At 63.6% G+C, this 12,312-nt stretch carries 10 protein-coding genes; 3 read left to right on the top strand and 7 right to left on the bottom strand.

Annotation, left to right across the window (positions count from 1 at the left end):
- Positions 1 to 876, bottom strand: a complete 876-nt coding sequence (panC, locus tag JVX98_RS08845) for a pantoate--beta-alanine ligase (protein WP_192446729.1) — start codon at positions 874 to 876, stop codon at positions 1 to 3.
- A gap of 249 nt (positions 877 to 1,125) precedes the next feature.
- Here panC and JVX98_RS08840 point away from each other — a divergent pair, with 249 nt between their 5' ends.
- The 3 genes from JVX98_RS08840 (at position 1,126) to JVX98_RS08830 (ending at position 3,023) form a co-directional block, all read left to right on the top strand.
- Positions 1,126 to 1,425, top strand: coding sequence for a hypothetical protein (locus JVX98_RS08840; RefSeq protein WP_192446730.1), 300 nt, complete (start codon positions 1,126 to 1,128; stop codon positions 1,423 to 1,425).
- A 330-nt stretch (positions 1,426 to 1,755) separates the two neighbouring features.
- Positions 1,756 to 2,163, top strand: coding sequence for a VOC family protein (locus JVX98_RS08835; RefSeq protein ID WP_192446731.1), 408 nt, complete (start codon positions 1,756 to 1,758; stop codon positions 2,161 to 2,163).
- A 206-nt stretch (positions 2,164 to 2,369) separates the two neighbouring features.
- On the top strand, positions 2,370 to 3,023 hold the full coding sequence (locus JVX98_RS08830; RefSeq protein WP_205238344.1) for a CatB-related O-acetyltransferase: 654 nt from the start codon (positions 2,370 to 2,372) through the stop codon (positions 3,021 to 3,023).
- Between the two features lie 31 nt (positions 3,024 to 3,054).
- On the opposite strand, the gene ligA is transcribed toward JVX98_RS08830, so the two are convergent.
- The 6 genes from ligA to ftsZ all read right to left on the bottom strand — a co-directional run bounded on the left by ligA (position 3,055) and on the right by ftsZ (position 12,258).
- Positions 3,055 to 5,208: an NAD-dependent DNA ligase LigA gene (ligA, locus tag JVX98_RS08825; protein ID WP_205238343.1), complete on the bottom strand. Its 2,154-nt coding sequence runs from the start codon at positions 5,206 to 5,208 to the stop codon at positions 3,055 to 3,057.
- Positions 5,209 to 5,283: 75 nt separating this feature from the next.
- Positions 5,284 to 6,273, bottom strand: a complete 990-nt coding sequence (locus JVX98_RS08820; RefSeq protein WP_205238342.1) for a hypothetical protein — start codon at positions 6,271 to 6,273, stop codon at positions 5,284 to 5,286.
- Positions 6,274 to 6,432: 159 nt separating this feature from the next.
- Positions 6,433 to 8,106: a DNA repair protein RecN gene (gene recN, locus JVX98_RS08815; protein ID WP_192446735.1), complete on the bottom strand. Its 1,674-nt coding sequence runs from the start codon at positions 8,104 to 8,106 to the stop codon at positions 6,433 to 6,435.
- Between the two features lie 36 nt (positions 8,107 to 8,142).
- A complete protein-coding gene (locus JVX98_RS08810; RefSeq protein ID WP_043615925.1) occupies positions 8,143 to 9,009 on the bottom strand; it encodes an outer membrane protein assembly factor BamD in 867 nt (288 codons plus the stop codon).
- A gap of 173 nt (positions 9,010 to 9,182) precedes the next feature.
- The gene (gene lpxC, locus JVX98_RS08805) at positions 9,183 to 10,136 is read right to left on the bottom strand and encodes a UDP-3-O-acyl-N-acetylglucosamine deacetylase (RefSeq protein WP_205238341.1); all 954 of its coding nucleotides are present in this window, start codon (positions 10,134 to 10,136) and stop codon (positions 9,183 to 9,185) included.
- A 334-nt stretch (positions 10,137 to 10,470) separates the two neighbouring features.
- Positions 10,471 to 12,258, bottom strand: coding sequence for a cell division protein FtsZ (gene ftsZ / locus JVX98_RS08800; protein ID WP_192446737.1), 1,788 nt, complete (start codon positions 12,256 to 12,258; stop codon positions 10,471 to 10,473).
- Positions 12,259 to 12,312: the final 54 nt, after the last annotated feature.

The raw sequence follows: 12,312 nt of genomic DNA, 5'->3' as shown, positions 1-12,312 counted from the left end.
TCAGGCAACCTTTGCAAAGGACGCGGATTTCGGGGCGATCACACGGTTGTCGAGCAGCTTCGTCGTGCCGAAGCGGACGAAGAGAAGCAGCAGCACCGGCCGGTCGCCGATGGTTTCAAGCGTCTCCAGCGTCTCGGGATCGCGGACCGCCACGACCTCGGGCTTCGCCAGCGGCTCGCCCGCAAGGAAGGCGGTCACGGCCTTTTCGAGTGCCGCGACATCGTAGACGCCGGATGCGACGAGACGGGCCGCCTCATCGAGCGCCTTCGGCACGATCGCCGCCGCACGCCGCTCTTCCGCCGTCAGGTAGACATTGCGCGACGAGCAGGCGAGCCCGTCGGCCTCGCGGACCGTCGGCACGCCGATGACGGTCACCGGCTGGGCAAGGTCCTCCACCATGCGGCGGATGATCTGCAGCTGCTGGAAATCCTTCTCGCCGAAGTAGGCACGATCGGGCCCGACGATGTTGAAGAGCTTGGTAACGACCGTGGCGACTCCGGCGAAATGGCCGGGGCGCACCGCGCCCTCGAGCTCGCTGCCGAGCGTCGGCACGTCGACCGCAGTCTCCATCGGCCGCGGATACATGTCGGCCACACCGGGGGCGAAGAGATAGTCGACGCTGCCCGCTTCGAGCATCGCCTGGTCGCGAGCGAGATCGCGCGGATATTTGGAGAGGTCTTCGTTGGCGCCGAACTGCAGCGGATTGACGAAGATGCTGGCCACGACGATGTCGTTTTCCTCGCGCGCCCGGCGCATCAGCTCCATATGGCCGACATGCAGGTAGCCCATGGTCGGCACGAAGCCGACGGTCTGGCCGGCACGTTTATGCTCGGCAAGCGCTGCACGCAGCTCGGCGATGGTGGTGAACGTCTTCATCTCCGGACCCTCCAATCCGCGCCGGCGCCCTGCCCTTTGGGATGCTGGCGCGCTGCCTTCGGAGATGGTCGCGACCTGCTCCGTGAAAAGGCATTTGCATAAAATTCGGCTGCAATCCTCTATCTTGTGCAGCGCAAAAAAACAATCGGATTGATGACAGGTTGATGACGCGCGGCCGCGCTTGACTTCCACCGACAGCCTGTCACGGTTGGCCATCGATGCCACCTGCAACCCACGCTGGAGAGCGAGATGAAACCCTGCCTGCGCCTTCTCGGCCTTCTTGTCCCGACGCTTGCCTTCGCCGCGGCCGCCGAAGCCAAAATCCCGCTCGTCAACGCCACCTGCCCCGGCAAGATCGAGGTCCATGCCGACGAAGGCGGCCCGATCTACATCAATGGCAAGGAAGCGAAGCTCAAGGTGTTCAACGAGAACTACTACGAGGCCAAGGGTGCGGGCGTTACCATCTCGCTCAGCATCAATCCCGACGGCTCGCCGAGCGTGTCCTACACCGGCAAAGGCGGCGCCAACGGCATCTGCACCGTGAAGTGACAATGGCACCAAGCCGCGGCGCGCCTTCGAGCGCCCTTTGAGGCTGCACGCAGCCGCTAGCACCCGTCGATCCAATAGCAGCTTCGACGCAGGCCCCGCTCCGCTTGAAAACCTGAAGTTGCGCCCCACATCCGCCCGGCTCGAAAAAATCTTTGAGCCGATGTCGGGACCGTCGACCGGCGTTCGTCCTTAGGGCAACTCCAGGAAAAGTGCGACGCGGTTTTCCGTCCGGAGTTGCGTCAATCAAAGAGTTGGATCGCTTCGCGGTTTCGGAAAAACAACGAAGTGATCAGATCCGTAAAACACAAAATCCATTCCAAGGAGCATTTCATGCGCATGATTTTCGTAAACCTGCCGGTCAAGGATCTGAAGGCCTCGCGCGCATTCTTCGCCGCGCTCGGCTTCACCTTCAACGAGCAGTTCTCCGACGATACGGCCGCTTGCACTGTGATCTCGGACAATATTTTCGTCATGCTCCTGACCGAACCGAAGTTCCGTGACTTCATCACCGGCGAGATCAGCGATGCCCGCAAAGGCACCGAAGTCATCACCGCCCTTTCTGCCGGAAGCCGCGCCGAATGCGACGACATGCTCGCCAAGGCGCTCGCTGCCGGCGCCAAGCCCTGGAAGCCGGCGCTCGACTACGGCTTCATGTACGGCATTTCCTTCCAGGACCTCGACGGCCACGTCTGGGAGTTCATGTGGATGGACCAGGAAGCAGCCCAGCAGCAGGGCTGATGATCTCAGGCAGTACCCCGAAACCTTGCGCCTGCCGCCCAAAGTGGCGGGCGTTTTTGTGTGATGGAATGGTCGCAGTGCCGGCCAGAGCTTCCGGTCGGCGCTCGATTTGAGAAGAAAGCGGTCGGTAAATCCGATAGTTGGGACGGAATACGAAAGGCGAGCGGACGCAGCTTCGCTTGCAAGCATTGAGAATGAGGAACCCCATGTCCACGAAGGTCGAAGCCAAGCATTGGTCCAAAGTCGAGCTTCTGCACGAGACCGTGCGCAACCCGAACATCCATGTGCGCGGCACCAACAGCTACTACAGCAACGCCTGGACCGGTTCCTTCGAGGAAAGTGTGGTTCGCTACCTCTATGGCGACGACTACAGTCTAAAGGCCTGGGAGCCGCAATGGCCGATCGACCAGCTGCGGATCGGCGACTATGTCGCGATTGGCGCCGAGGCGGTGATCCTCATGGGTGGCAACCACACCCATCGCACCGATTGGGTGAGCCTATATCCCTTCCTCGAAGTGATCGGCGAAGCCTATGTCGGCAAGGGCGACACCCTCATCGGCGACGGCGCCTGGATCGGCATGCGGGCCATGATCATGCCGGGTGTGACGCTGGGTGAAGGCGCCGTCGTGGCGTCGGGCGCCATCGTCACGAAGGACGTTGCACCCTACACCATCGTTGCGGGGAACCCCGCCCGCCCCGTCCGCCAGCGCTTCCCCGCGGCCGATGTCGAGACGCTGCTTGCGCTCGGCATCTACCGGTGGGAACGAGCAAAGTTCGACGCGCTGCGCCGTTTCATCTGCGCCGACGATATTGCCGCCCTCAAAGCCGCCTCCGAAGAGTACGACAGCAGGCAGGCTTAACGACGCTCCGCCGATTGCCAACCGGCGGGGATCACCCGCCGATCAGCGCCAGCCACTCGTCCTCGTCCATGGTCGCGACACCGAGTTCGCGGGCCTTGTCGAGCTTGGAGCCGGCCCCCGGGCCGGCAACCACGATATCCGTCTTCTTCGATACGGATCCGGCCACCTTGGCGCCGAGGCTTTCCGCCTTGGCCTTGGCCTCGTCGCGCGTCATCTTTTCAAGCGAACCGGTGAAGACGACCGTCTTGCCGGCGACCGGGCTGTCGCTGGCGACCGGTGTTTCCGCCGCCTCCGGCGTCACCTCGGACAGCAGCCGGTTGACCACTTCGAGGTTGCGCGGCTCCTTGTAGAACTCGACGATGGCGCGGGCGACGACCTCGCCGATGCCGTCGATGCTGTTGAGTTCGTTCCAGGCGTCGCCCGTAAACGTCGAAGCCTCGCTCATCGCCGTGCCGAAGTGTTCATAAGTGCCGTAGGAGCGCGCCAAGAGCTTCGCCGTCGTCTCGCCCACATGGCGGATGCCGAGCGCGTAGATGAACCGCTGGAGCGCGATGGAGCGGCGCGTATTGATGGCGTCATAGAGCTTGCGCACGCTGACGCGGCCGAAGCCGTCGATGTTTTCGAGCTTGGTGAGCGACGCCTCCTGGCGCTTCTCCAGCGTGAAGATGTCGGGCGCCGTGCGGATCGAAAGCGTCGGATCCTCGCTTTCGAAGAAGAACTCGATCTGCTTGGAACCGAGGCCCTCGATGTCATAGGCGTTGCGCGAGACGAAGTGCTTGAGGTGCTCGACCGCCTGGGCGCGGCAGACGAAGCCGCCGGTGCAGCGGCGTACCGCATCCACCTTGCCGGTCTTCTCGTTGATGTCGCGCACCGCATGGCTGCCGCAGACGGGGCATGTCGTCGGGAAACGATAGGGCTCGGAGCCTTCCTTACGCTCGTCCATGACGACATCGACGATCTGCGGAATGACGTCGCCGGCGCGCTGGACGATCACCATGTCGCCGATGCGGATGTCGCGGCCCTCGCGGATGGGCTCGCCCGAATTGCCGAGACCCTTGATGTAATCCTCGTTGTGCAGCGTCGCATTGGTGACGACGACGCCGCCGACCGTGATCGGCTCCAGGCGCGCAACCGGCGTCAGCGCGCCGGTGCGGCCGACCTGGATGTCGATTGCGGTGAGCCGGGTAAATGCCTGCTCGGCCGGGAACTTGTGGGCCGTCGCCCAACGCGGCGAGCGCGAGCGGAAACCGAGGCGGGCCTGCAGGTCGAGCCGGTCGACCTTGTAGACGACGCCGTCGATGTCGTAGTCGAGATCCGGCCGTTCGCGCTCGATGTGGTGGTAATGTTCGAGCAGCGCATCGGCCGAGGAGAGCCGCTGCATCAGCGGGTTGACGGGGAAGCCCCAGGACTTGAAGACCTCGACCATGCCCATCTGCGTATCGGCGGGCATGTCCGAAATCTCGCCCCAGGCATAGGCAAAGAAACGCAGCTTGCGGCTCGCCGTCACCTTGGCGTCGAGCTGGCGCAGCGACCCGGAAGCCGTGTTGCGCGGGTTGACGTAGAGCGGCTTGCCGAGCGCCGCCATCTCGGCGTTGAGGGCGGCAAAATCCGACTTCGCCATGTAGATTTCGCCGCGCACCTCGACGATATCAGGCGCGCCCGCCGGCAGCGTCTGCGGGATCATGCCGATGGTGCGGATGTTGGCGGTGACGTTTTCACCGGTCGTACCGTCGCCGCGGGTTGCGGCCGTCACCAGCCGGCGGTTCTCGTAGCGCAGCGACATGGAGAGCCCGTCGATCTTCGGCTCCGCGGTAAAGGCAATCGAATTGTCAGGCAGCTGACCGAGGAAGCGATAGACCGAGGCGACGAAATCGCGGGCGTCCTCGTCGGAAAACGTGTTGTCGAGCGACAGCATCGGCCGGGCATGAACGACCGGCTGGAAGGTGACGGAGGGGGCGGCGCCCACCTTCCTCGACGGGCTGTCCTCGCGGATCAGCGCCGGAAAACGCGCCTCGATCGCGTCGTTGCGCCGCTTCAGCGCGTCATAGTCCGCATCCGAAATCTCAGGCGCGTCCTTGCCGTGATAAAGCGCGTCGTGGCGCGCAAGCTCAGCCGCAAGAAAGGCAAGCGCTTCGGCCGCTTCCGCTTCGTTGAGATTCTCGACGGGTTTCAATTCTTGGGACATGCGCGACAACTCCGGATTCGGAGTCGTTTTGTAGAGCAACCGCTGGGAAAGAAAAGACCGTCCGGCGCCGTCAACTCACGCGCCCGTGGCATTGGCCCTCCCCGTCGCGAGCCCGCCAAGCGGCCGGACATCCAGCTCGCACCAGCGTTCATAGCGCTTCTGATAGCGGCCGCGGATGGCCTCGAGGTCCTTTTTCTGGACGCCACGCTTGCAGTAGATCCATTTGCCTTTCGCCTCGCCACGCATAACCCGGCTGACCGGCTGCAGGCCGAACATCTTCAGGATCGCGGCCCCGCCCTTGTCCCAGCCGATGCTGTAGATGTCGATGCCATCGGGCGGGAACGTGTGGTGTTCGAGGATCGCCGAGACCGTCGCCCAGACGAGGATGCCGTTCTGCCGCCGACGCTCGGCACGCATGGAATCGAGCAGGAAGCTCAGGTTGAGGATGGTCGCGAGATAGACGACTTTCGCCTTTCGCGCCTGTGGGTGGGCGAGCAGGCCGCTCGCCAAGAGATTGTCGAAGGCATAGTGGCCCTGCAGGAACAGTTTGAAGTGGTTCTTCTCGAAGGCGTAGTAGTCGATGAAGCCGAAGATGTTCTCGTCGGGATCCTGGAGGCAGATCAGGCTGTAGGGATCGGAATGGAACGCTTTCATATCCTCTTCGGGATCGATCGCGCCGCTGCGAAACACACCCTGTGCCTTGCGGACCACATCATAGGCGACCGCCGTCGGCGCCGGGACGCGGACAAGATAGGAACGGTCCCCACGCGCGCAGGGCGCCACAAGCGCCAACGGCGTGGCTTCGTCCACGTTCGGCGGTTGAGGATCGGCCACCTCCTCCGCCGGCCCGAACTGTGAGGCACGTCTTAGCCTTGCGACAAGGGTTGCTGCAATCACGGCGATCGCAACGCACGCGACCACCCCGAAGCCGCCCAATTCCTGGTTCGCGTCCCTTATGGTCAGGATAAGGCCGGCATAGGCGAGCGCGATGAGCAGGATCAGTTCCGGATGCGCACGCATCTGCGCAAACCGGATCTCCAGTCTATGCTGAAGTTTCTCCCACATGATCGAAGTGCCCCAACCGCAGAGGAAATAGAACACGGGTGCAGCGGCGCAACAATTCAACCAAAAGGCTTAGGAAGCCCAAGCCCGTGGGCTCGGATGGGCACTCTGAGGAGATCGCATCCTAAAGCCGCCAATGTTTCCACTTGGCGGCAGGACGATCTAGCCGTTGCCGGAAAGCAGGCGAGCGGCTGCCGCCCTCGCCTCTTCGGTGATCGAGGCGCCGGCCAGCATGCGGGCGATTTCCTCGGTGCGCGCCTTGTCGTCCATGCGGGCGACACGGGTGGAAATCATCTCGGCCTTCTCGGCCGAAGGGCCCTTGGAGATCAGGAGATGCGTTGCCGCGCGGGCTGCGACCTGCGGCGCATGGGTGACGGAAAGCACCTGAACCGTCGCCGAAAGCCGCTTCAGCCGCTGGCCGATGGCGTCGGCCACCGCACCGCCGACACCGGTGTCGATTTCGTCGAAGACGAGCGTCGGCGCCGAGCCGCGATCGGCAAGCGCCACCTTCAGCGCAAGCAGGAAGCGCGAAAGTTCGCCGCCCGAGGCGACTTTCATGATCGGCCCCGGCCGCGTGCCGGGGTTGGTCTGGACGTGGAACTCGACAAGGTCGATGCCGTCGACCGTCGGCAGCGACGGATCGCTTTGTACCTCGACCATGAAGCGTGCGCGCTCCAGCTTCAGCGCCGGCAGCTCGGCCATGACGGCGTCGGAAAGTGCTGTCGCGGTATGGCGACGCTTTTCGGAGAGCGAGCGCGCCGAAGCGTCGAACGCTACCCGCGCCACGCCGACCTGTGCATCGAGCTGCTTCAACTTTTCCTCGCCGGCATCGAGATCGGCGAGATCGGAAATCATGCGGACTGCAAGCGCCGGCAGTTCCGTGACCGGAACCGAATATTTGCGGCTGGCGGCACGCAGCGCGAACAGCCGCTCCTCCACCCGCTCCAGTTCCTTCGGGTCGAATTCCGTATTGCGCAGCGCCCGCTCGACCGACATCTGCGCGTCCGAAAGCTGGTTGAGCGCTCCATCGAGCAGTTCGACCGTTTCTTCGAGCAGGCCCGGCGCCTCCTGGCTCTTGCGCTCGAGACGGCGCACGAGCGAGGCGATCAGCGGAACCGGCGACGCGTTGCCGTTGAGGAACTCCGAGGCCTCGTTGATGTCGCCGGCAATGCGCTCGGCCTTCATCATCCGCGCCCGGTTCTCGGCAAGCTCGTCTTCTTCGCCGTCGCGGGGGCTGAGCTTCTCCAGTTCTTCGACCGAGGACCGCAGGTAGTCCGCCTCGCGCGCGGCCGCCTCGACCCGCTCGCGGTGTTTCTTCAGGCCGCGCTCGGCATCCTTCCAGGCGCGATAGAGTTCGCTCACATGCGCCGCTTCGTCGGCCGTGCCGCCGAAGGCGTCGAGCAGCGTGCGGTGCGCGTCGATGTCGACGAGCGCGCGGTCATCGTGCTGTCCGTGGATTTCGACGAGCGTCTGCCCGAGCTGGCGCATCAGCTGGACGCTGATCGGCTGGTCGTTGACATAGGCCTTGGTGCGGCCGTCGGCCGACTGGACGCGACGGAAGATCAGGTCTCCGTCGTCGTCGATGCCGTTTTCCCTGAGCATCAGCCGCGCCGAATGCCCCATCGGTACGTCGAAGACCGCCGTCACCTGCCCCTTGTCGGAGCCGTGGCGGACGAGCGAGCCGTCGCCGCGCCCGCCAAGGGCCAGCGACAGGCTGTCGAGAAGGATGGACTTGCCGGCCCCGGTTTCACCGGTCAGCACCGATAGCCCGGCGTCGAAATTGAGATCAAGCCGTTCAATCAGGACGATATCGCGGATCGAAAGCTGGGCAAGCATCCGGGGTCATATCTTCCTAGAGGGCGCTGATTAAGATCAGGCGCCGACGAGTTTCTTGGCGGCACGCGAGATCCAGGAGTTGCCGCTTTCACGTGGCTCCAGGCCACCCGACTGCAGCAGCTTGAACGAATCGGAGTACCACTGGCTGTCCGGATAGTTGTGGCCGAGAACGGCGGCAGCGGTCTGCGCCTCCTGGGTCACGCCCATCGCGAAGTAGGCTTCCGTCAGACGGGCGAGCGCCTCTTCCACCTGGTTGGTGTTCGGGTACTGCTCGATGACGACGCGGAAACGCGACACGGCGGCAAGGTATTCCTTGCGCTCGAGATAGTAGCGCCCGACCTGCATTTCCTTGCCGGCCAGCTGGTCGCGGGCAAAGCGGATCTTCGACTTGGCGTCGTCGACATATTCGGAGTCCGGGTAGCGGTCGACGACCGCCTGCATGGCTTCGATCGCCTTGAAGGCCGGCTTCTGGTCCTGCGTCACCGCCGGGATCTGCTTGGTATAGGCGAGACCCTGGATGTACTGCGCATAGGCCGCGTCTTCCGACTGCGGATAAAGATTGAGGTAGCGGCCGGTGGCGTTGATCGCCTCCTGGTACTGACCGTTACGATAGGAAACGAAGGCGTTCATGACCAGCGCCTTGCGGGCATATTCCGAGAACGGATGCTGGCGGTCGAGCGCTTCGAACTTGCGCGCCGCCTCAGTCGTCTTGCCGGCATTGAGGTTGGCAAGGCCCTGATTGTAGAGCACTTCCGGCGGATCGGTCTCCGCCGTCAGCTTGGTGATGTCGATATCGGGATCGTTCTGGCAGGCGGTGATCAGGGCGCTGCCGGCAACAGCCGCGACAATGACGGCGGCGACGCGCGCTGACTTCTTCAAATCCACAGAAACTGCAAGAACCATCGGATATTCCCGTTCCACTCTGCGGGCATGGACCCCGCCAGACATGCGCTTTTAGAGCAAGTTACCTTCAGACCGCAACGTCATGATCGGTGATTCATGCAAATTTGTGGCAGCTCTATCATGAAAATGCCGGCCTTTCGGCCGGCGACTGGAGGAGATGATGACTTTTCTTGTTATGCGGACCAGGGCGCGAAGCCCGGAGCTGCCACCGCAACCATATCGCGCGCGCGGGTACGCTGGCGCGGGGTTGCCGTTTCGACGACTTCGTAGGCCGTCGGGTCGCTGAGCAGTGCCTTCAGCGCGTTGGCGTTCATCTTGTGGCCGCCGCGGTGGGAGCGGTAGCAGCCGATGAACGGCGCGCCGGCGAGCGAGAGGTCGCCAACCGCATCGAGCGTCTTGTGGCGCACGAATTCGTCGGTGTAGCGCAGGCCCTCGACGTTGATGACGGCGTTGTCGTCGGAAATGACGACGGAGTTTTCGAGCGAGGAGCCGAGTGCGAAGCCGGCGGCCCAGAGGCGTTCGACATCACGCATGAAACCGAAGGTGCGGGCACGCGACAGTTCGCGCTTGAAGACGGACGGCGTCATGTCGCCCTTCCAGGCCTGGCGGCCGATCAGCGGGCAATCGAAATCGATCTCAACCTCGAAGCGCATGCCGTCATAGGGCGTGAACTCCGACCAGGAGGCGCCTGATTCGATACGCACCGGCTTGACGATGCGGATGTAGCGACGCTTGACCGCAAGGGCGCGAACACCCACCAGCTCGATCGCGTCGATGAAAGGTTCGGAGCTGCCGTCCATGATCGGCATTTCGGCGCCGTGCACTTCGACCGTGAGGTTGTCGAGACCGAGCGCGTAGATCGCAGCCATGACATGTTCGATCGTGGCGATCGAGGTCGCCGGCGACATGCCGAGAACAGTGCAGAGATCGGTGTTGCCGACCTGCGAGGAAACCGCCTTGTATTCGCTGACCCGGCCGTTGGACAGGACGCGCTGGAAAACGATGCCCGCATCGGCTTCGGCCGGGTGGAAGGTGATCGACACTTCCGCACCGGAGTGAACGCCAATTCCCTTTAGCGTTACCGGGCTTGCAATCGTCGTCTGAAACCCGAGCAATTCGATTCCCATTCTCGTCACTTTCAATACCTGTGGCCGATGGCCAAAACCTGCTGGTGGACGCAACAATCTTCAGGGCACAAGAAAGATGCCCGAGAGTCCCGGCTCAACGACCGGTCCTCTGCGTTTCGAACAGACAGCGCTTGATCGAATCGCATGCGTCCCCAATTCCGAGTCTGAAAATAGGAGTTTGGAGGCACCATTCCAAATCACTGTTCGTTTCGCTTTGTTACGCATTTGCGACGGTCCGTAACATGGAACCAAACACCTGAAATGATGAACAAAATGCAAAAATGCCCGGGCAGTTGCCCGGGCATTCGGCAAGGTGAAGGAACGGGCCTTCCAATCAGTTCGATTGACGGCGCAGGAACGCCGGGATCTCGAGCTGATCATCTTCTTGCGGGCGCGCCTGCGGCGAAGCGCGACCGTGATCGTCAAGCTGGCCGCGACGCGGCGCATAGAGGCTCGCTTCCGGCGAGAGCGGCCGGCGCTGCTGGGAAGCAGCGGTCGGTGCGGAAGCCGTCATGTCGGCGGCTGCCGGGGTCTGTTCGCGTTCACGCAGGCCAAGCGAGCTGGTGATGCGGTTGAGCAGGCCCATCGGGCCGCGCTCTTCCGCGATCGGGGCAGCCGGCTGTGCGCGGCGGTCCATCTCGGCCTTTACGACCGGCGGGAAGTCTTCGACCTTCGGCATGCGAACCTGTTCCGGCTGCTGGCGCATGACCGGAGCGACGGGCTCCTGGCGCATGATCGGCTGCGGCTGGGGCTGAACCGGCTGCATCTGCGGCTGCGGCTGGCGCATGACCGGAGCGGCTTCTACCGGTGCAGCACCGGCGAAAAGCTTGCTCTGGGGACGAAAGTTGTCTTCGTGCATCGGCTGCTGAACCGGAGCCTGGGCCTGCACCTGGGCGGCGCGGGTGGCGATGTCGAGCTCGCGTTCCATTTCGGCTTCGCGGATGGCGGCGGCGATCTGGTCGGCGGTAGCCTGCTGCTGCATCGGCTGCTGAACCGGCTGGGCGACAGGCTGCTGCATCACCGGCTGGTGAACCGGGGCCGGCTGGTGCTGGGCAACGGCCTGCGGCTGCTGGGCCGGAACGGCGGCAGACGGACGGACGACCGGCTTTGCTGCTACCGGACGAAAGTCGGCGGAACGACCCGCCACCTCCGCGGCCGTACGGTCGATGCCGGTGGCAACGACCGAGACGCGGATGAGGCCTTCGAGATCTTCGTCGAAGGTCGCGCCGAGGATGATGTTGGCATCCGGGTCGACTTCTTCGCGAATACGGGTTGCCGCTTCGTCGAGTTCGAACAGGGTGAGGTCACGGCCGCCGGTGATCGAGATCAGCAGGCCCTGCGCGCCCTTCATCGAGGTTTCGTCGAGCAGCGGGTTGGCGATCGCGGCTTCGGCTGCGGCCAGTGCGCGGCCTTCGCCCGAAGCTTCGCCGGTGCCCATCATCGCGCGGCCCATTTCGCGCATCACCGAGCGGACGTCGGCGAAGTCGAGGTTGATGAGGCCTTCCTTGACCATGAGGTCGGTGATGCAGGCAACGCCCGAATAGAGAACCTGGTCGGCCATCGCAAACGCGTCCGCAAAGGTCGTGCGGTCGTTGGCAATGCGGAAGAGGTTCTGGTTCGGGATGACGATCAGGGTGTCGACCGACTTCTGCAGTTCGGCGATGCCCTGGTCGGCGAGCCGCATGCGGCGCGCACCTTCGAAATGGAACGGCTTGGTGACGACGCCGACCGTCAGGATGCCCTTGTTGCGGGCGGCCTGTGCGACGATCGGGGCTGCACCGGTGCCGGTGCCGCCGCCCATGCCGGCGGTGACGAAGCACATGTGGGTGCCGTTGAGGTGGTCGATGATCTCATCGATGCACTCTTCGGCGGCCGCACGGCCGACTTCCGGCTGCGAACCGGCGCCGAGACCTTCGGTGACGGCAACACCCATCTGGATGATGCGCTCGGCCTTGGTCATGGTGAGTGCCTGGGCATCCGTGTTGGCGACGACGAAATCGACGCCCTGGAGGCCTGCGGTGATCATGTTGTTGACGGCGTTGCCGCCACCACCGCCCACACCAAAGACGGTGATGCGCGGCTTCAGCTCCGTGATATCCGGCTTCTGCAAGTTGATAGTCATAGTCCCGTTCCTTCTGTTTTCTGGCCGCCTTGCCGAGCCGGCCAAATCTTTCAG

Source organism: Ensifer sp. PDNC004 (assembly GCF_016919405.1).
In the GTDB taxonomy this organism is placed as follows: domain Bacteria; phylum Pseudomonadota; class Alphaproteobacteria; order Rhizobiales; family Rhizobiaceae; genus Ensifer.
The sequence above is the reverse complement of the archived record's forward strand: the minus strand, read 5'-3'. Positions and strand labels throughout refer to the sequence as shown.